The sequence below is a fragment of the Streptomyces sp. ATexAB-D23 genome, from assembly GCF_000373645.1.
GTDB classification, from domain to species: Bacteria; Actinomycetota; Actinomycetes; order Streptomycetales; family Streptomycetaceae; genus Streptomyces; species Streptomyces castrisilvae.
In genome coordinates this window covers 1-17,885 of record NZ_KB892041.1, presented here as the reverse complement: position 1 = coordinate 17,885, position 17,885 = coordinate 1, and the positions used below count along the sequence as shown (strand labels likewise).

The window sequence follows — 17,885 nt, the reverse complement described above, 5'->3', positions numbered from 1 at the left end:
CCCCCCGATCCGCCCGCTGCGCCGGCCGCCAGCACCGCGCCGGCGCCCACCGGAGACACCGGCATCATGGCCGCCCTGATGGCCGCGGTGGAGCCCGCCCGACCGGTCACCGCGACCGCCGGGGCCAGGCCCGAGGGTGACGACCCGGCCGCGAAGGCGGACCCCGACGGAGTGGTGGACCGCTCCTCCCCGGGTGTCACCAGCGAGCAGTTCAAGGCCCCGGAGGACCTGACCGGGGCCGGATCCGACGCGGCCGGTGCTCGGCACAAGGAAGGTGTGTTCAAAACGCTGATCCGGGCGGGTGCGACCCGCTGGGCAAAAGGCGGCGGGACCGCGAACAAGCGGCTGGACCTGGAGAAAGCCAGGGCCGGGGCGCACCAGGTGAAAGAGGCCCGGACCACCACGGTCATGAAGTCGCCTGGACTTCCCACGCGAAACGGTTCCGGAGGGGCCGGTGGAGGGGGCCGTAATTCCGGCGGAAACAGCGGCGGAAATTCGGGCCGTAATTCCACCGGCACGGGCTCCACGGGTACCGGACGCGGCGGAAGCGGCGGTACCACCGGAGGCGGCGGGCGCGGCTCGTCCGGCTCGAATGGGAGCGGCGGATCCGGCAGCGGGCGCGGCACCAGCGCAAACGGTGGCGGAGGTTCGCCGAAGGACACCGGACCCAAGGGGCCGAAAGACTCCGCAGGTAAGGGGAAGGACGGCTCCTCGGGGAACGCGGGATCCGGTGGAAAGGCTGGCACGGACGGAAAGGCCGGTGCCTCCGGAAACGGCGGCGGATCGAGTTCGGGCGGCTCGTCCGGCGGTAATTCCGACACCTCGAAAGACAAGGGCGCGAAGGCCGACCTGACGAAGGGCGGCGGCAGCGGCCAGGGCTCGGGCGGCTCCTCGGGGAGCGGCGGCGGATCCGGTTCGAGCGGTTCCTCCGGCAAGAACGGCAGCTCCGGCAAGAACGGCGCGGCCGGCTACAGCTCGAACGGGACCGACGACCGGACCCCGCTCCAGCGTTCGCGGGAAGTCGGTCACGGCGACGGCTCCGCGGTGCGTAACGCGGTCGACCACGTGAAGGCGTACGCGCAGGGCACCAAGGACGGCTACCAGGACAAGAAGGAGGAGAACGGCCGGGAGCACGCCCGCCTGGACAAGGCGCACGCCGACCACAAGACGAAGCAGCAGGACCAGAAGCAGAACGAACCCAAGCAGGACGACCCGAAGCAGCAGGGAACGGCGGTCACCGGGCCCAGCGGCCAGACGATCGTCATCGCCCCGCCGGAGAACGGAGACGACGGAGTGAGCACGGACGTGAAGCCCCTCCTGGTCAAGGAGATCGACGCGAACACCCTGACCCTGGGCACCGACGGTGCCCGTGGGTCGATCAGCCGCAAGGAGCTCCGCAACTTCAAGCAGTACGAACGCAAGCTGGAGGCCAAGGAGAACCACCTGATCAAGGTGGCCGACGCGTGCAAGCAGCTCGAGGCCGCAGCGGAAGACGAGGCGAAGGACTGCCAGGAGCTCGCCGACCAGGCCAAGGCCGTCGAAGGCGGAGAGAAGCTGGCCGCGAAGCTGACGCGGCTCGCCGACGCCGCGAAGGCCCAGGCGACGGAGGCCGCCGAACTGGCCAAGCGCGCCAAGCGGGCGGCGGAGATGTGCAAGGTCGTCATGACCAACATCTCGACCAGGTACGCGCCGCTGTACAAGGCCGTCGTCGACAGCGACGAGACGAAGCCTGCCGAACTCCGCTTCTACAACGACAAGGGCTCCTACGCGCCCGCCGCGTAGCACCAGGAGGGACAGAAGAGCATGGCGGAACTGACGTACAAGGTCCTCGTCCGTAAGACGCAGGACAAGGAAAAGGCCCTGGCCCGCAACGCGGAGGGCGTCAAGAAGGCCGCGGACAACATCAAGGAACTGGCCGACGACACCGCCTCCGACGCGGACGCGCTGGGCGCCAAGAGCGTGGACCGCGACTCCCTGGCGGAGTGCCAGGAGCTGTCGAAAATCATCCGCGGAGTGTCGGACGGCGCGATCATCTACGCGTCGAAGACGGCCGACACCGCGAAGGCCGCGAAGGCAGCAGGCGACCAGGCCCGCACCACCCACGCCGGGTTCCAGGAAGCCTTCGACCGCTCCGACGTGACGGACCTGGAGAAGGTCAGCCGCGACTGGTTCGAGCAGGAATAGCAGCACCCGCACCACCCACCATCGGCGCGGCCGGCCCTGGGGATCGCATCCCTGCGGGCCGGCCGCGCCTTTGCGGACCCCCCGTACCCAGACAGGAGTAGCCCCCGATGTCCACCATCACCAAGACCGTGCCGAACGCGGAGCCTGCGGAGCGAGCCACCGCGGCGCTCCAGATCGTCCTCCCCGTCGGGGTGGGCATCCTGGCCCCCTACCTGGACCCGAACGCGGCGGCCTACGCCGGGGCCGGCTTCATCGCCGGTGCGACGTTCGCCGGCGCCAACTACATGAACCGCCTGGGCCGCTGGGCCAACCAGCTCCCCGGGATCGACATCGCGCGGGCGCACCGGGACACCATGGGGATCTCCACGATCACCACCGGCATGGGCCTGGCCCTGGGCCAGCTGGGCGGAGCCGAGGCATCCGAAGCGCTGATGGCCGGTGTGTTCGAGCCGACCACCGTTCCCGGGATCCTGTCGCTGGGCTGGTGGGCCGCGGTCGTCTTCACCGGCTGGCGCCTGCGCCGCGTCTTCGGCAGGCAGAAGATCGAGGTGGAGCAGGCGCAGCCGACCGGGCAGGCCGCCCCCGCCAACACCGGCACCCCGGCTCCGGTGTCCCTGGCCGACAAGATGATCGCGGCCTGGGGGCGCGTCATCAGCGACCCGAAGAACGGCCGCCACCGCAACCAGGTCCTCTCCGACGTCGTGATCTACGCGGACCGCTGGGAGGGCCGGGTCACCGCCGCCCTGGGCGACTCCGTGAACGTATCGAAGGAAGCCGTCTCCAGCCTCTTCGGCCGCTCGGTCGACGACATCACCCTGAAGTACGGGGCGCACTCCGGGGAGGCGTTCATCACCGTCTGGTACACCCAGCGCGCGGAGCTGGACCCCTCCACCCTCCAGGGCGCCTGGAAGCGCGTCCAGGCGCGGGTCCTGCCCAAGACCCACCTGGAAGAGGTCGGCGAGGACGTGAACACCGGCGGCCAGGTGGCGCGCGTCGTGGCCGACGACGACCTGGACGCACTCCCCCGCGTCGTCAACCTCGGGGAGCTGGCCGGAGCGCTGCGCCGCTCCATCGACCTGGTCTCCTACGAGCCGGGACGGCGCGACCCCCGGCGCGCGATCATCCGCATCATGGACCACAACCCGCTGGAGGCCGGCCACGAATTCCAGGGCCTGGACTCCCTCCAGGCCACCCCGGGCGGCTGGGTCAACATCGGGAAGATCGTGAGCGGCTTCCCCGCGAAACTCCAGCTGTTCGACCCGAAGCTGGGCGCCCTGCACGTCGTGATCGCCGGTACCACCGGCTCCGGCAAGGGCGGCACGGGCCAGATGATCAGCCTGGCCTACCACGCCAACAAGATGGCCCAGATCTACGGCGACCCCAAGGGCGCCAGCAACCCCGCGATCCCGAAGATGGCCGCCTACAGCGGCCTGACCAAGTACGGCGCCCTGGGCGCCATGCGGCTGTCCTGGTGGGTCCTCCAGCACCGGATCGACGAGGCCGCCCGCCTGGACCTGAAGAACTTCGAGCCGTCCGCGATGCGCCCGTACTGCGCCACGATCCTGGACGAGGCCGCCCAGATGCTGGCCCCGGGAGCAGAGAACCGCAAGGAGGCCATCAAGATCGTCAAGGATGGTGCCTCGCTGACCCGCTCCATGGGCATGCCCTGGGTCCTGATCAACCAGACCGTGAACCTGGACCAGCTGGGCGGCGAGCAGGCCATCCGCGCCAACCTCATCGCCGGCGGAACCTGGATCATCCTGCGCACCGACAGCGACCAGGTGAACCTGGGGGACCTTCCCCCCGGCTTCGACGGGATCGACCCCTCCCTGATCCCGCCGGTGTGGGTGGAGGAGGACGACTCGCTGGTCTACGACCCGACCGTCGAGGAGTCCGACCCGCGCCGGACCTTCGGCCTCGGCTACGTCGCGGCCCCGGGCGGTCGCGCGGGCATGATGCGCATCGACACCCTCGAAGACGCCACCGAGCACATCCGGCCGGAGAACATCATGGCCCCGGTCGACGTGCCCTGGTGGGGCGACCAGGCGCGCATGGAGGAACTGGCCATGACGCCCATCCCCGGCTTCGAGGAGAAGGACGGCGAAGGCGGCACCGGCGAGGCCGGCATGTCTTTCCCCGGGGTCAACCTCCCCAAGCCCAAGGAGCTCACCTCGGAGGAGAAGGTCCTGGCCGCCCTCCGCGACGAGTCCGACCCCATGTACGTCGACATGCTCGACCAGGGCGACGACATCGACCCCGACGACATCGACTACGTGGAGCGGGGCCAGCTGCAGGCCGCCTGCGGGGTCGCGGAGTCGACCTTCGCGAACGTCCTGAACAAGCTGGAAAAGGCCGGGAAGATCCACCGGATCAAGGAAGGCAAGACCTCGAAGGTGGCCCTGGGCCCCCGGCCGGAAGACACCGGCGAAGAGGCCGCCTGACCGCTGCCCCACCACGGCGCGCCCCCACACCGGGGGCGCGCCGTTCCCGCCCGCGCTGCCCCACACCCTCGCGGCACCCGCCCCTGACCTGACGCTCTGCCTGGCCCTCGCCCACCCCGCCTTGGGGGCCGGCGAGGACCGGACAGGCCGCCCGGCCGCACGCCTCACCCCTTCCGCCCCGCGACGGATTCCTCCGCCGACGGGGCGCAGCACTGCCCGCCATCAACCCTGTTGGAGGACACCCCGTGCTCATCCCCCGCCCGCGCCGCCGCATCGGCCGCCCCCGCCCGCAGCGCCCCGGTCCCCGCTACCCGCAGCGCCCCGCCCGGCTCCCCGGCACCTGGAGCCGGTGATGCCGCGCCGCCGAACGCGGCGCCGCCGCCGCGAGGTGACCCGGGTGCTGCGCAGTGACGCGGCACTGCCGGAGTTTGACCGCGGCACGGTGCCTGAAGGGCTCGTGACCAGACGGAAGTTACGGGAGATGCAGCTCAGCCCCGGCGACAACGAGGGCCCGGTCGCGATCCTGCGGTGCAGGCTGTGCGCGACCCGCCCGCAGTGGTCCTGCCGTCATCCCACCCGCGGCTTCCTACTCCGGGTCGACCTGGCGAAGCCCAAGCGCACGCCGACGCTCGCCCAGGAGTGGGCCCTCGATCGGGCGATGGCAGCCAGACAGACCTGTGGCCAGTGCAGGAGGCGGTTCTACATCTGCCTCTCGAAGAAACTCGGCTGCTGCTTGGAGTGCTTCGACGGAACGCCCACGCACCCCAGCAGCCTCATGACCCTCCCGGCCCCGGCCGTTCACCGGCTGGCCGCGTGAACCGGCCCCGCCCCGACCGAACAGGCCGGGACGGGGCCCGCACAACCCGGGCGGCCGCAGCACCGGCAAAGGCCGGCCGCCCGCTCCCTCACCCATCGAGATCAGGAGAAACCCAGCATGACGCATCGCCCCGCCGTCTTCGCCGCCCTGCTCGGACTGACCCGCGCCGGGAGCGCGATCGGCGACTTCTGGATCCAGAACGACTTCTGCGCCCGGGTGAAGGGCGCCTCCGACGACCACCCGGTCACCTTCACGGACCCGGCCACCGGACAGGAGACCACCCACGGCACGGCCGGCGGCCGTTCGGCGTGCCTGCACCACTGCCTGACCTATACGGCCACGCAGGCGCTCGTGGCCGGGGCCGGAGCCCGCGCGCTCGGCATCCGGGTCCACCCGGCCGCCGCCGGGGCCGCGCTCGCCGTCTCCTTCGGCACCCACTACGCCGCGGACCGCAGGGTGCCCGGCAAGAGCCTGCTGGAGAAGATCGCCACCAAGACCGGCAAGGGCGGCTTCTACAGGCTCGCCGACTTCGGTATCAACGGGGCGTTCCAGTTGGACGGTGCCTGGCATCACGGCTGGGAGACCATCGCCGCGCTGATCGCCACCACCAAGGCGACCACGCGGTGACCGGCCGCTCGCGGACCCGCCTGGACCGTGTGCGCGGCTCCCTCGGCATCGCCCAGCTCGCCCTCCAGCAGATCGAGGACGACCTGAGCGCCGACGACGTCGACGCCCGCGAGCTCGCCACGATCCTGCGCGAGCTCCAGGAGGACATCGACGTCCCCGGCGGCCTCTTCCCCGCGCTCGCGCAGCTGGTCTCCACCGCCGCCCGCCGGGCGGAACAGATCGAACCCGACCGCGACGGCGACGCCTCCTGCTACCTACACGAGGCCGCCGCCCTGCTCACCGACAACGCCGGGCAGCGCATGAACTGGGCTGCCCGCGCCCTCCACCCGCAAGGAGAGCTCGAATGACCTCGCTGGCCTATCCGGAGCTGCCGGAAAGCTGCCTCGTAGTCCTCATCGGGGCATCCGGCGCGGGCAAGTCGACGCTGGCCGCCACCTGGCCCGCCTCCCAGGTCCTGTCCCTGGACGCGCTGCGCGAAGCGGTGAGCGACGACGCCGGCGACCAGGACGCGACCGGCGACGCCGTCGACGTCCTGCACCTGCTCCTGGAGCGCCGGATGGCCCGACGCCGCTTCACCGTCATCGACGCCACGAACGTCTCCAGGGCAGCGAGGGAGCCGTTGATCGCCGCCGCCAAGCGGCACAACATGCCCGCCATCGCGGTCATGGTCACCACCCCGGCCTCCGTGTGTATCTTGCGCCAGAGCCCGCGGCCCGCCAACCGGACCGTCCCCGACGACACAGTCCACCGGCAGCACAAGGCCATGGTCCACTCGCACCCGCAGCTCAAGGCGGAAGGCTTCAACGCGGTCGTCTTCGCCGACGCCCTGTACCGCCTGGAGCCGTTCCTGGAGCGGCTCTCGCAGGTCCGGGAGGCCGACCTCGGGCGCGACGGCAGCGAGGGCGTGGGCGATCTGCTGCTGGCCCGCCGCTTCTTCGGCCCGGAGATCCTGCCGCTGTGGTGCTGGCGGCCGGGCTCGGACCTGGTGACCGGCCGGGACCGCGTCGCGGAGATCCGCCTCGGGCAGCAGCACCTCACCCTCGCCTTCCGCGACGACGTCGACGGCGAGGGCGACTTCGGCTTCGACGTCCTGCTGCCCTGCCCCGCGGATCCGGAGTGCGACGGGCAGGCGTGGGCGCCGGCCTACTCGGTCACCGACCTGCACAAGGCGCTGACCGGCGCCATGGACAACGACCCGGACATCGTCTGCACCATCCATGGCGGCGACGGCGTCGACCAGGAGGCCGACGACCACGCCCGCAGCATGGACGACGATCTCGACGGCCGCGCCGACCTCGAGGCGCAGTACGCGGACGCGGTCCGCGAGTGAGCCGTGCCGCCGGCGCTTCGTCGAACACCCCGAACCTGCCACGGCCCGGCCACGCCGGGCGCCCGCTGTTACCCCGGGAAGGACACCCCGCCATGAGCATCACGATCACGAACACGTACGGCACCGCGCACCACGTCAGCGACACCAACCCGGCCCACGTCACCAGCTGCGACCGGTACCGGCTGCCGCTGGTCGGCACCATCGCCCCCGGGAACCCCGGCTACGAGGACATGGTCGGGATCCTCAAGGACAACGGCCACGACACCCGTCCCGAGGGCTACGGCCTGATCTTCCTGGAGTCCGAGGAGTTCAGCGCGACCTACTTCGGGTCGATCGCGCAGATCGAGCAGTACAAGCGCGACAACGCCGACGGCACCGCGACCTTCGACGCCTCCCAGGGCGTCATGTACGCCCAGTGGCCCCACGGCAAGGGCTGGGACGACTTCCTCCCCCGCACCTTCTGGAACGTGGCTGCGCGCGGCGGGATCGCGGACGGCGTCGGCCTGGTCACCGGCTTCGCGCACACCGAGATCCCGGGTGCGGAGGTCGTCGTCTTCGAGTTCGAAGGCAAGTGGTTGCCCGACAGCGAGCCGCAGAAGCTGGTCACCTACCACTGCACCGGCTGCCACATGGACACCTTCCACGACTGCGGACACGTCCACGAGAACACCGGCCCCGACAGCCGACGCTGGGCTGCCCGCCAGGCCCGCCAGCACCTCATCAGCGCCCACCGGCACGGCGTCGGCGACACCAACAGCGCCTGCCGCCCCAACGGCGGCGAGATGCTGCGCGCCGTGAACGCGGCCGCCCGCGAGATGTGGGGCACCACGGGCAACGCCCTTCCGGACACCGACGACGCGTACTGCGCCACCAAGGGCCCCTGCTCGATCATCCGCGAGCTCCGGGCCGGAGTCCGCCCGCCCGTCTACCGCGCCTGACGGACGCTCCGTGCCGCCCCGGCCTCTCCGCACGACGGAGGCCGGGGCGGTCGCGGTGGTCCCCCAAGCACGGAAGGAGTTGGACGTCATGCGCCGGTACGAGGTTGACGTCCCGATACACCACGCCACGGACCAGGAACGGCGAGGGCTTCACGTCTTCATCGGCTGCGCCGCTGGAGAGAGCGAGGCCCTGGCCGCCGCCCACAACGCCTACGACCGGGCCATGCAGCACGTGTCCGCCGGCCGCCCGGCCCCCGACGACTCCAGCGACGGATGGGCCGCACACGGCCTGCGCTCCGACTGGGTCCTGGACTGGCACAAGGCCACCACCGAGGCGTGGGTCAACCCCAACAGCCTGATGTGAATTCGCCCCGAGGCAGGCGCCATAGGCGTCGAAACCGTCGCCTGCCCCGGGTTCCCCATCCCGTACGAGACGAGAGGGAGACACCAGTATGGACTCCGTCCTGCACACCACGGGCCGCTTTGGCCCACGCACCCTCCTGATCACCGCCGCAGCCGTCCCGCTGACCGGCTGGGCCGTCCACGCGACCGTGCTGCTCAAGCAGATCGCCGCCAAGGAGAAGGACCCGCTGACCGGCCTGTTGCGCCGCGACTCCTACACGGCCCGCGCCCGCCGGCTCCTGGCCCGCCACGGCGACAAGGTGACGGTGGTCATGGTCGACGCGGACCACTTCAAGCAGATCAATGACGGCATGGGCCACGACGCCGGGGACGCCGTCCTCGCCGCGATCGGCGCCCGGCTCACCGCGTGGGCGGGCCCGCGCGCAGCGATCGGCAGGCTCGGAGGCGATGAGTTCGCCGTGGTCCTGGAGCTGGACGCCGGCCGCCGCGCACAGCGCCTGGAGCAGCTGGTGCGGATGCTGCACACCCCGGTCGTCCTGGACGACGGCCGCTCCGTCGACGTCGCGGCCTCGGTCGGCGCCGCGGCCCCGGCCTCGGTCGGCTCCCGCGACCTGACTGCGTTGCAGAGGGCCGCCGACGCAGCCCTGTACGACGGCAAGCACTCCGGCCGGGCCGTCCTCGCGACGGCGCAGCACCGCACGGTGGCGTCCATCAACGGGCGCCGGGCCGGACGTCCGGGCACGGCGGTGTGGGGGCGGGCCGCATGAGCGCCGTGATCCTGCCCGAGGGTGACTGGATCCGCGGCATCAGCATCCGGCAGCCGTACGCGGCCTGCATCCTCGCCGGTGCCAAGGACGTGGAGAACCGGCCCAACCGGTGGCGGACCGGCTGGGTGCTGCTGCACACGAGCAAGACCATCGACCGGCCCGCCCTGCGGATCCCGCTGATCGGCCGCACGATCCGCGACCGCGAACTGGTCGCCGGCGCGGTCGTCGGCGTCGCCCGGATCACCGACTGCCACCAGGACCTCGAGGGAGCGCCGCTCTGCTCCGAGTGGGCGCACTCCGGGGCCTGGCACCTCGTGCTCCAGGACGTCCAGGAGCTCCCCCTGCCCGTCCCCGCACGCGGTCAGGTCGTCCCGTGGAAGCCGTCGCCGGACCTGCTGGAGCGCGTGTTCCAGCAGCTGCCCGACTTCCGGCCGTGACCAGCGCCCGAACTAAGAAGAAGCAGCCGTTCGAGCCGGGCCTGGTCCCGGCTCCCGGCGCGCTCCTCGAATGGCGCGACAGCCAGCACTACGACCGCTGGCAGGACCGCCCCTGCGCGCTGTGCGAGAAGCCCACGCCGATGCGCTCCCACGCTGGGGAGCCCGTCCACAAGGCGTGCGCTGAGGACTGGATCGCCGCGAACCCCGTTGAAGCCCGCCGTGAGGGCCGGTTCGCCTCCGACACCCAGCCCAAGAGCACCAAGCGCGCCAACCACGCCTGAACCCCTCCCCCTCGGAGGTCCCCATGAGCAGCACCGACCGCGACGTCGACCACGCTCTCGCCTACCCCGAGCCGCCGGCCTCCCCGCTCTGGCACCGCCACGGCGGCGCGAAGGCCCGGCCCCTCACGCCCGCGGAGCAGAGGCGCAACGCCGAGCTCCTGGTGCTCGCGCAGCGCACGACCCGACCCCGCACCCCGCGCCCCACCCAGACCCTGGCGGAGGCCAGCTGATGGACACCAAGAACTGCACCGTCGAAGGCTGGGTCGACGCGATCCCCGCCCCCGGCCCCGGTGGCACCGCCGACTTCGACCTGACCGTCCGGCCCGCCGACGCGGACACCCTCCCCGACGACGCCCCCGACACGGTCGTCTCCTGCACCAGCGCGGCCGCCGGGATCGTCCACGAGCTGCTGCACGGCATACAGCCCGGCGACCTGCTGCGCGTCACCGGCACGATGCTCCAGCTGCCGACGCCCGGCGAGCCCGCCCGGCTCACCGTGGACGTCCTGGAGGTCCTCGACACCGCGCTCATCCCAGTCCTGGGGGAGATGGTGCTCGACAGGTACGCCGACTACGTCGTGATCTTCGACGCCGACACCGACAAGGTGCCCGTCTTCACCGCCGACGGGCAGTGGGTCGGCCTGGCCGACAACCCCGACGCCATCACCCACCTGATCGACGTCCACGAGCGCGTGCACGGCGGTGACGCGTGATGACCACCGCCGCGCCCGCCCGCACCGTCCTGGAGCGCTTCCCCGCCGGAGGCCCCCGCGGCTCCTGGCCGGCCGAAGAGTACGCCGCTGCCCAGCGCGCTCAGGGCACGCAGGCGCACGTCGTGATGGACCTGCGCACCGACCAGTTCCTCGTGGTCACCGACACCACCACCCACTGATCCACTCCGCTGAGAGGTGCACATGACCGAGACCGAGACCACCCGCTACACCGCCGACGTGGTCGCCCTGACTCCCGACGGCAACGTCCTGCTGATCGAGCGCGACTGGGAGCCGTTCGAGGGCGCCTGGGCTTTGCCGGGTGGCCACCAAGACGAGGGCGAGACCAGCCGCATGGCGGCCGCCCGGGAGCTCCTGGAGGAGACCGGGGTCCGTGTCGACCCCGACCAGCTGCGCGAGATCGGCACCTGGAATCAGCCGGGCCGCGACCCGCGCGGCAGGTACAGCACTGACGCCTACCTCGCCGTCGTCCCCGCCGGCACCCAGATCGTCGCCGGGGACGACGCCCGCACCGCCCGCTGGTGGCCGCTGGACGCCCTGCCGCAACGACTCGCGTTCGACCACGCCGACATCCTCCGCGCGGCCCTGAGCCAGGCCCCGCCGACGGCCACCCGCACCCCCGAACAGGAGCCCACCCGATGAAGCGCCCCACCTTCCGCCGCTGCGGAACTGCCCCCGGTGCCATCTCCCCCGAGGACCAGGCCGTCGTCGACCAGGTCCGCGCGATGCTCACCGCCGTCCGCAACCCGCAGCCCTGGACGCCCGGCAGCGCCCGGGACATCGCCGTGCGCGTCGGCCCGTTCATCGAGCGCGCGCACACCCGGCCCGGCGACGACCACGGCCCCGACCTGATCGCCGTCGCCCTGGTCCACCCCGACACCCCGCACGCCGCGGGCTACCTCCACGGCCGCCGACTCGGCTACACCGAACGCGGCTGGCTCCGCTGCGAGACCAGGGCGATCCTCGGCTTCTGGCAGCACGGCTACGCGATACTCACCCACGCCGCCGCGAACCTCCCCCTGCCCGACGACGTCGGCATGGAGCTCGCGCACTACGCCCTCTACATCGAGGCCCGCAAGCGCGACGACAGCCTCGACGGCTACACCCTGCTGCGCCTGGGTCCGTACACCCAGACCCGGCACGCCCAGCGCGACTACGACCGGATCACCGCCGCACTGGACGGACGCGAGACCACCCTCGTGCCCGGCTTCCGCGTCTCCGCGAGGTTCGGGCCGTTCGACGTCAGCGACCACCAGCTGTTCGCCGACCCCTACGAGGCCGACGCCGTCGCGCTCCTGGACGCGGCCGTCGCGGGGGTGAGCGCGTGACCGCCCCGGCCCTGTACGAGATCGAGACCAGCGAGGGCGACGACGGGACCATGCACCCCGTCGAACACCTCTGGACACCGGATCACGGAGACCCGAACCGACTCGGGTTCATCACCCACAACGGCATCACCATCACCGGCTACGGAGCAGAGGACGAACCGCCTGTCGGATTCATCGCGCTCGGGCACCACCACTGGGGTCATGTCATCGAGGCCGCAGCCGCCTACATGGCCAAGATCTACAACTGGCGGGAGTTTCACACCTACCCGCACGCCGACCACGGCGACGTCATCCCACGGATCCCCCGCGCCGTTCACACGCACGCCGCGGTCCTGCACCACCCGCACCCTGCCCACCCCTGTGGTTGCGCGTGGGACGACCAGTGGCGTCTGGTCTGGGTACCGCCCACCGAGCCCGGCGCCGTACCGGTCACCGCCCTACGACACCCGGCGGCCGCGGTGACCGCCGCCGGGATCCCCAACCCCGACGAAGACGGTGCGCCCGCCGTCTGGGCGGCCTGACTGCCCGGCACCACGAAGGCCCGTGCCCCCTGCGAACGTCGCAGGGGGCACGGGCCTTTTTGCGTTTCCGGGGCCGAGCCGGCCGGTACTTTCACGCGGGAAAGTAGCTGTCAGCGTTGGGGAAAGCCCAGCGCCGTGGCGACCTTCGCGTAGTCCTGAGACGGCCGGGAGTTCGGCGACAGGATCGGAACCGCGCACTCGTTGCGGTAGATCTTGGTGGCGACGCCGGACCAGTGCACTGGCGGCAGCAGTATGTCGCCGTACTCCTCCTTGAGCTCGTTGAACGTCTCCCAGTGCTCCTCGGTCCCGAACGAGGCCGTGGGAGCGGCACAGGCCATCACGTACTTCATCTGTGGCCTGATCCCCCGCCGCTGGTACATGCGGCGCTCGCTGATCTCCTTGAGCTTCTTCTCCAGCCGGACCAGTGCGTCGGCCTCCTTGTAGGTGCACAGCACCGGCGGGATCACCGCGCCCTCGGTCTCTTCGTCCAAGAGCACCAGGGCCGTGACCGTCAGGCGTCCGTACGTGGCCGGCGGGTCGATGAGGACGACGTCGACGTCGAACTCCTCCGCCAGGTCGTCCAAGCCGTCCTTGAGCCAGAAGACGTTCCCGTCCTCAGCGTTGAGGATCCGCTCAGCGTCGTCGATGTCCGGGTGATCGAGGTCGCCGGGAGCGATCCAGACGTTCGGGATCTCGGTGAACGAGTCGTCGCCGTCGCCGTCCGGGTCGGTGCGGTACCGGGCCTGGACGATGATGTCCTTGAGCTGCGCCTTGTCCGCCATCACATCGGTGAGGCTCTTCTGCCCCGGCTTGAACACACGACGTCCCAGCACCCGGGTGGCGTTGCACTGCGGGTCCAGGTCGATGACGAGGACGCGGTAGCCGCGCAAGCCCAGCTGTACGGCGAGGGCCGTGGTGGTGGACGTCTTGGCCGTGCCGCCGGCCTTGAGGGCGAAGATGAACACCTTGTAGGCGCGCCTGACGTTCTGCGCCCTGGTCTTCGCGAGTGTGCTGGTCATCTGGTCTCCGTGGAGGCTGAGCCATCCTGTCGGGGGCGGGCGGTCACTGTTTCCCGCGTGAAAGTAGCTCCACCTGCTGCTGCTCCCACTCGCTGAGCTGGTACGAGGCGCGGCTGGTGGCGAGGAACTGGACGTGTGCGACGTCGCGAGCGTCCCACTCCCGGTCCGGCTGAGCGGCCCGCACTTCGTCGGCGGCCAGGCCGATGGCGAAGGCAGCGCGCTGCATCAGGCCGGAGTCCTCGGACGCGGCGACGGCCGCGAAGTAGTCGGTGGGCCGCTTCTTGCTGGACGGCCCCTTCTTGAGCTCTACGAGCCACCCGTGAGCCTTGGCCGCAGCCTGCTTCCACTCGTTCGGGTTGAGCACCACGGTGACGAGTCGGGTGTTCGACTCCGCTCCCTTGGCGTACCGCTCCTCAGCGAGCAGCAGTCGGCACGCGAGATCCCTCTGGTCCGCCGCAGCCTTGCGGAGCACCTCGGGATCGACAGCCGGGGCCGGGGGAGCGGCGGGCGCGGAGTCGTCGGTCGTCTCGATGACCGCGACGGCGGCCGGTGCGGCAGCGGTCTCGCCCGGCGCCGCCTCACCGCCTTCGCTGGGGGCCGTCACCTGCTTCGGCGCCTCACCAGAAGGGACCTGCTCCTCCCCGGCCTGGGTGGTGCTTTCCTCTCGCGGCTCCGGCACGGCCACCGGGGCGGCGGGCGACTTTCCCGCGTGAAACTGCTGCTGCCCCTCCAAGGCCATCCGGTTCTTGGCCGCCTCCACGGACAGCTTCTCGTCTCGCATCAGCTGCCAGCCGCGCAGCTGGAGAGCGTGTGCCTCCGGGGACTCCTTCTTTCCGTCGGCGTCTTTGAGGAGCGAGAGCGAGTAGCCGGCGCGCATCGACAGGTCCCCGACGTGAATCGCCTGCTGGACTTCTTCGGGGAGCTTGAGGAGCGCGAGGTACTTCGACACCGTCCCTGCGGTGTATCCGGCCCGCTCGACGACCTCGTCGAAGCTGAGGGCCCGGTCCTCGTCCTCGTGGACACGCTGGCGCAGCAGGTCGATCGCCAGGGCCTGCTCGATCGGCGACAGACCGGCGCGGCTGTTGTTCTCGGAGACCAGTTCTTCCTCGACGCGACGGTCCCGGGCCAGATCATCGCGAAGGACCGCAGGCATGACGCGCCCCGTCGCGAGCGCAGCCGCGTGCCGCCGGTGGCCAGGCCCGAGGATGAAGGTCCGGTCGGGGTGCTTCACCCTGGACGCCCACTGCGGGTAGCACTCCATGAAGACCTTGGTGTGCATCACGATGCCCGGCGTGTGGATACCGCGCTCGCCTACGTCCGCGATCATCGAGTCCATGTCGCGCAGTTCAAGGCGCATGTTCATCGGGTTGGGCGAGATGGTCTCCGGATCGAGCTCCAGGAGCTCGCCGTCCTCGGGAGGCAGGGCATGGATGTCCTGGCTGCCCGTGAGGCCGGCCTTTTCGCGGTCGGCTCGCAGAGTGCCGCTACCGCCGCCCTCGCCCTTCTTCTTACGCTTCGGCCGAGGCAGCGGCGTCGTCATCGTGTCCTCCGGGGTGGTGCAACCTGTCGGACCGAACCCTAGCGGCCAGACGTCCCCGGCCTCAGCCGGACCGTCGCGGTTTCCCGCGTGAAAGTAGCCGGGAGACCCGGGTCAGGGACCGGTGAGGATGTCGTGGGTGCCGATGCGACGCCAGATGACGTGCGGTGTGCCGGGGCGCAGCGCGGGCCCGTACTGCCAGGTGGCGCGTCCTGCGGGGCCGGTGCCCATGGACCAGGTGAGCTCGTAGATGCCCGGTGCTCGCTGGACTCGCTTGACGCGGAGGCCGGCGCGGAATCGTCCTCCGGCACGCAGGTCCTCGACGAAGGCGGCCACGGTCTGACGGAATCGGCGGCGCTGTTCTGGGGTGAGGCGGTCCAGGTCGGTGGTGAAGCGGGGCAGCGCTTCGTAGGTCGGCACGTCGGTCCTCCAGGAAGCACGAAGCCCCCGGCGGCGCCGGGGGCGGTGGGTGTCTCGCTCGGGTGTGGAGTCGGTGGTGACGAATGCGGGGTGGGACGTCCTTGGTCGTCGTCCGGGGGAGCGGTACGTGAAGGTGCGCTGGATACCGCTGGAGTCGGTTAGTTGGCGTTTTTGAGGCGTGTGGGACTGGTGGTCGCGCAGCATTTGCCTGGCCTCGCGGGCGTTCGCCTGGCGGGCACGGCGTTGTCGCGGGCGCCCGTCCGGCGGGATCGGCGGTGAAGTTCCGGTGAACTCTCCCGCCTCACGGGATCGGTCTTTCTTCGCAGGTCAGAGCCGTGTTCGCTGCGGGGATGCTGAGTGTCGCGAAGGTTCAGAAGCGGAATTCCTGGCGCTACTACGTACGTGGTGTCGCCTTCGGGGATGGCCGTCGTCCGGCCGGTCAGGCGTTGAAGGACGCCCAGGAGATGGCCGGGCTTCCGCCCGGGGTGTGGATGGGGCGCGGTGTGGCCGCGCTCGGGCTGGCCTCCGGGCAGGAGGTGACCGAGCGGCAGATGGAGCTGGTCTTCGGGCAGGGTCGGCACCCGGACGCCGACCGGATCGAGCGCGAGCTCCTGGACGACGGGGCCGACCCGGAGACGGCCCGGTTGGCTACCGTGCTGGGGCAGCCGGTCGAAGAGATCGAGCGGCGCAAGGCGACCCCGCTGTTCGCCCTGGACTTCGTGTTCCGGCCGCAGGCGTCCCTAGTCGTGCTGTGGGCGCTGGGCGATGACCGCACCCGGCGTGTCATCGAGCGGGCGCACGAGCGGGCCATCGAGACGGTGCTGCGGTGGCTGGAGGATGAGGTCGCCCAGACCCGGTGGTCGTCTGGCCGTATGCGCGCGAAGGCGTCGGCCCTGGTGGTGTCGCGGTGGCGACACTTCGACAACCGGGACGGTTTCCCGCTGCTTCACGACCACTGCCTGATCCTCAACCGGGCGCAGCGCCCGGACGGGACCTGGGGCGCGCTCGACACCCGCCGCCTCTTCCAGAACGCCGTTTCGGCCGGGACGCTCTACACCCTCACGATGACAACCGAGGTGTGCGAGGAGCTGGGGCTGGCGACCGTGCCCCGGGAGGTGACGCCGGGCCTGCGCCCCGTGATGGAGGTGGCCGGCGTCGACCAGGACCTCATCGACTGGTCGGCCACCCGCCGCGAGGAGATGGCGCCGGTGCTGGAGCGCATCACCGACAAGTACGTCAAGAAGCACAAGAGGCTGCCCGACGAACGCGCCCGCCACGGACTGGGGTGGTGGGCGGCGCAGGACACTCGCCGGGCGAAGAAGACCCCGAAGCCACTGGAGCAGCTGCGCGCGTGGTGGCGGGCGTCCGCGATCCTGCGCTTCGGCAAGGAGATGGTCGACGGTCTGCTGGAGCGGTGCCAGGCCGCGGGGAAAGCAATCCGGGCCCGGGTGAGGCCGGTGGTGGACACCGCGCTCGCCGCCGTCGACGTCGCCGCGGTCGTTTTCACGGTGCGCCGCGCCTTCGCCCGCCGCCACGTCCTGGCCGAAGCGCGCCGGCACCTGCTGGAGACGCTGCGCGGCCGTGGCTTCACGCGCGGCCTGGACGACTACATCGCGGACGCGGCCCTGTCCCGGCACGCCCGTCAGCTCACCGTCCCCGTGCGCGGCCGCCGGGCCCCGGCCCCGGACCAGATCACCTACACCGCGGACTTCGCCTGGCCGCACCGGTGGTGGGTCGCCGGGATCGACGGGAAGCCGCCGCGGGAGTCGTCCCGGTACGAGCGGGCCCGGGTCGCGAGCCTCGCCCTGCAGAACGCGATCCGCGACGCGCGGATCCTCTCCGCCACGCGAGGCGAAGCGCCGGCCGCACGCGCTGACGACCACGACCAGGCGGCGCCGCACGCCGTCGACCACCCGGACCGGGGCGCCGCTCTCACCCCGGCGCAGCAGGCCGCAGCCGTCCACGCTCATCAGCAGGCCGCGATGCCCGAGGAGTACCTGGAGGGCCGTACGACCGATCCCGCGACGTGGCTGTACACACCGAAGAACCTCGCCCGGCTGGCCGCCTTCACGCAGGCATCCGAAGCCCGCGGCCGCCTCATCGCGGAGGGAGCGCAGCCGAAGCAGCCGGCCAACGATGCGGACG

At 71.3% G+C, this 17,885-nt stretch carries 22 protein-coding genes; 19 read left to right on the top strand and 3 right to left on the bottom strand.

Features of this window, described 5'->3' with window-relative positions; translation table 11 throughout:
- The 18 genes from B082_RS40080 to B082_RS0127350 all read left to right on the top strand — a co-directional run.
- The coding region (locus B082_RS40080; RefSeq protein WP_018555004.1) for a hypothetical protein at positions 1–1,782 on the top strand (1,782 nt) is incomplete at its 5' end.
- A gap of 21 nt (positions 1,783–1,803) precedes the next feature.
- Positions 1,804–2,184, top strand: a complete 381-nt coding sequence (locus tag B082_RS0127430; RefSeq protein WP_018555003.1) for a hypothetical protein — start codon at positions 1,804–1,806, stop codon at positions 2,182–2,184.
- Positions 2,185–2,291: 107 nt separating this feature from the next.
- On the top strand, positions 2,292–4,625 hold the full coding sequence (locus B082_RS0127425) for a hypothetical protein (RefSeq protein ID WP_018555002.1): 2,334 nt from the start codon (positions 2,292–2,294) through the stop codon (positions 4,623–4,625).
- Positions 4,626–4,977: 352 nt separating this feature from the next.
- Positions 4,978–5,442, top strand: a complete 465-nt coding sequence (locus B082_RS0127420; protein ID WP_018555001.1) for an RRQRL motif-containing zinc-binding protein — start codon at positions 4,978–4,980, stop codon at positions 5,440–5,442.
- A 117-nt stretch (positions 5,443–5,559) separates the two neighbouring features.
- Complete coding sequence (locus tag B082_RS0127415; protein ID WP_018555000.1) at positions 5,560–6,069, top strand: hypothetical protein; 510 nt, start codon at positions 5,560–5,562, stop codon at positions 6,067–6,069.
- On the top strand, positions 6,066–6,416 hold the full coding sequence (locus B082_RS39590) for a hypothetical protein (RefSeq protein ID WP_018554999.1): 351 nt from the start codon (positions 6,066–6,068) through the stop codon (positions 6,414–6,416). The genes B082_RS0127415 and B082_RS39590 overlap by 4 nt, the downstream gene beginning before the upstream one ends.
- The gene (locus tag B082_RS0127405) at positions 6,413–7,399 is read left to right on the top strand and encodes an ATP-binding protein (RefSeq protein WP_018554998.1); all 987 of its coding nucleotides are present in this window, start codon (positions 6,413–6,415) and stop codon (positions 7,397–7,399) included. Before B082_RS39590 ends, B082_RS0127405 begins: the two co-directional genes overlap by 4 nt.
- A 92-nt stretch (positions 7,400–7,491) precedes the next feature.
- Positions 7,492–8,337 carry a hypothetical protein gene (locus B082_RS0127400; protein ID WP_018554997.1) on the top strand — a complete coding sequence of 282 codons (846 nt, stop codon included), beginning with the start codon at positions 7,492–7,494 and terminating at the stop codon, positions 8,335–8,337.
- Between the two features lie 88 nt (positions 8,338–8,425).
- The gene (locus tag B082_RS36805) at positions 8,426–8,701 is read left to right on the top strand and encodes a hypothetical protein (protein ID WP_018554996.1); all 276 of its coding nucleotides are present in this window, start codon (positions 8,426–8,428) and stop codon (positions 8,699–8,701) included.
- An 88-nt stretch (positions 8,702–8,789) separates the two neighbouring features.
- On the top strand, positions 8,790–9,467 hold the full coding sequence (locus tag B082_RS0127390; RefSeq protein WP_018554995.1) for a GGDEF domain-containing protein: 678 nt from the start codon (positions 8,790–8,792) through the stop codon (positions 9,465–9,467).
- The gene (locus tag B082_RS0127385; protein ID WP_026250261.1) at positions 9,464–9,904 is read left to right on the top strand and encodes a hypothetical protein; all 441 of its coding nucleotides are present in this window, start codon (positions 9,464–9,466) and stop codon (positions 9,902–9,904) included. Before B082_RS0127390 ends, B082_RS0127385 begins: the two co-directional genes overlap by 4 nt.
- Complete coding sequence (locus tag B082_RS0127380; RefSeq protein ID WP_018554993.1) at positions 9,901–10,185, top strand: hypothetical protein; 285 nt, start codon at positions 9,901–9,903, stop codon at positions 10,183–10,185. Before B082_RS0127385 ends, B082_RS0127380 begins: the two co-directional genes overlap by 4 nt.
- A 23-nt stretch (positions 10,186–10,208) precedes the next feature.
- Positions 10,209–10,415: a hypothetical protein gene (locus tag B082_RS0127375; RefSeq protein WP_018554992.1), complete on the top strand. Its 207-nt coding sequence runs from the start codon at positions 10,209–10,211 to the stop codon at positions 10,413–10,415.
- Positions 10,415–10,897, top strand: coding sequence for a hypothetical protein (locus tag B082_RS0127370; RefSeq protein WP_018554991.1), 483 nt, complete (start codon positions 10,415–10,417; stop codon positions 10,895–10,897). Before B082_RS0127375 ends, B082_RS0127370 begins: the two co-directional genes overlap by 1 nt.
- Complete coding sequence (locus tag B082_RS0127365; RefSeq protein WP_018554990.1) at positions 10,897–11,076, top strand: hypothetical protein; 180 nt, start codon at positions 10,897–10,899, stop codon at positions 11,074–11,076. The genes B082_RS0127370 and B082_RS0127365 overlap by 1 nt, the downstream gene beginning before the upstream one ends.
- A 22-nt stretch (positions 11,077–11,098) precedes the next feature.
- A complete protein-coding gene (locus B082_RS0127360; RefSeq protein ID WP_018554989.1) occupies positions 11,099–11,557 on the top strand; it encodes an NUDIX domain-containing protein in 459 nt (152 codons plus the stop codon).
- On the top strand, positions 11,554–12,243 hold the full coding sequence (locus B082_RS0127355) for a hypothetical protein (protein WP_018554988.1): 690 nt from the start codon (positions 11,554–11,556) through the stop codon (positions 12,241–12,243). Before B082_RS0127360 ends, B082_RS0127355 begins: the two co-directional genes overlap by 4 nt.
- The gene (locus tag B082_RS0127350) at positions 12,240–12,764 is read left to right on the top strand and encodes a hypothetical protein (RefSeq protein ID WP_018554987.1); all 525 of its coding nucleotides are present in this window, start codon (positions 12,240–12,242) and stop codon (positions 12,762–12,764) included. Before B082_RS0127355 ends, B082_RS0127350 begins: the two co-directional genes overlap by 4 nt.
- Before the next feature lie 110 nt (positions 12,765–12,874).
- Here the strand turns inward: B082_RS0127350 and B082_RS0127345 are convergent, their stop codons facing one another.
- The 3 genes from B082_RS0127345 to B082_RS0127335 form a co-directional block, all read right to left on the bottom strand.
- Positions 12,875–13,783 (bottom strand): ParA family protein, encoded by a 909-nt coding sequence (locus B082_RS0127345; protein WP_018554986.1) that lies wholly within the window; start codon positions 13,781–13,783, stop codon positions 12,875–12,877.
- Between the two features lie 43 nt (positions 13,784–13,826).
- Positions 13,827–15,323, bottom strand: coding sequence for a ParB/RepB/Spo0J family partition protein (locus B082_RS0127340; RefSeq protein ID WP_018554985.1), 1,497 nt, complete (start codon positions 15,321–15,323; stop codon positions 13,827–13,829).
- A gap of 111 nt (positions 15,324–15,434) precedes the next feature.
- Complete coding sequence (locus tag B082_RS0127335; RefSeq protein ID WP_018554984.1) at positions 15,435–15,740, bottom strand: hypothetical protein; 306 nt, start codon at positions 15,738–15,740, stop codon at positions 15,435–15,437.
- Positions 15,741–16,090: 350 nt separating this feature from the next.
- On the opposite strand from B082_RS0127335, the gene mobF reads away from it, so the two are divergent.
- A partial coding sequence (gene mobF / locus B082_RS38315) for a MobF family relaxase (protein ID WP_026250259.1) occupies positions 16,091–17,885 on the top strand: 1,795 nt, incomplete at its 3' end.

Excerpts from the sequence above, each read along its gene's own strand:
- B082_RS0127360 (WP_018554989.1), top strand. The coding sequence starts at position 11,099 with ATGACCGAGACCGAGACCACCCGCTACACCGCCGACGTGGTCGCCCTG.
- B082_RS0127370 (WP_018554991.1), top strand. The coding sequence starts at position 10,415 with ATGGACACCAAGAACTGCACCGTCGAAGGCTGGGTCGACGCGATCCCC.
- B082_RS0127420 (WP_018555001.1), top strand. The coding sequence starts at position 4,978 with ATGCCGCGCCGCCGAACGCGGCGCCGCCGCCGCGAGGTGACCCGGGTG.
- B082_RS0127425 (WP_018555002.1), top strand. The coding sequence starts at position 2,292 with ATGTCCACCATCACCAAGACCGTGCCGAACGCGGAGCCTGCGGAGCGA.
- B082_RS0127385 (WP_026250261.1), top strand. The coding sequence starts at position 9,464 with ATGAGCGCCGTGATCCTGCCCGAGGGTGACTGGATCCGCGGCATCAGC.
- B082_RS0127340 (WP_018554985.1), bottom strand. The coding sequence starts at position 15,323 with ATGACGACGCCGCTGCCTCGGCCGAAGCGTAAGAAGAAGGGCGAGGGC.
- B082_RS0127430 (WP_018555003.1), top strand. The coding sequence starts at position 1,804 with ATGGCGGAACTGACGTACAAGGTCCTCGTCCGTAAGACGCAGGACAAG.
- B082_RS0127365 (WP_018554990.1), top strand. The coding sequence starts at position 10,897 with ATGACCACCGCCGCGCCCGCCCGCACCGTCCTGGAGCGCTTCCCCGCC.
- B082_RS0127400 (WP_018554997.1), top strand. The coding sequence starts at position 7,492 with ATGAGCATCACGATCACGAACACGTACGGCACCGCGCACCACGTCAGC.
- B082_RS0127415 (WP_018555000.1), top strand. The coding sequence starts at position 5,560 with ATGACGCATCGCCCCGCCGTCTTCGCCGCCCTGCTCGGACTGACCCGC.
- B082_RS0127345 (WP_018554986.1), bottom strand. The coding sequence starts at position 13,783 with ATGACCAGCACACTCGCGAAGACCAGGGCGCAGAACGTCAGGCGCGCC.
- B082_RS0127390 (WP_018554995.1), top strand. The coding sequence starts at position 8,790 with ATGGACTCCGTCCTGCACACCACGGGCCGCTTTGGCCCACGCACCCTC.
- B082_RS0127375 (WP_018554992.1), top strand. The coding sequence starts at position 10,209 with ATGAGCAGCACCGACCGCGACGTCGACCACGCTCTCGCCTACCCCGAG.
- B082_RS36805 (WP_018554996.1), top strand. The coding sequence starts at position 8,426 with ATGCGCCGGTACGAGGTTGACGTCCCGATACACCACGCCACGGACCAG.
- B082_RS0127405 (WP_018554998.1), top strand. The coding sequence starts at position 6,413 with ATGACCTCGCTGGCCTATCCGGAGCTGCCGGAAAGCTGCCTCGTAGTC.
- B082_RS0127355 (WP_018554988.1), top strand. The coding sequence starts at position 11,554 with ATGAAGCGCCCCACCTTCCGCCGCTGCGGAACTGCCCCCGGTGCCATC.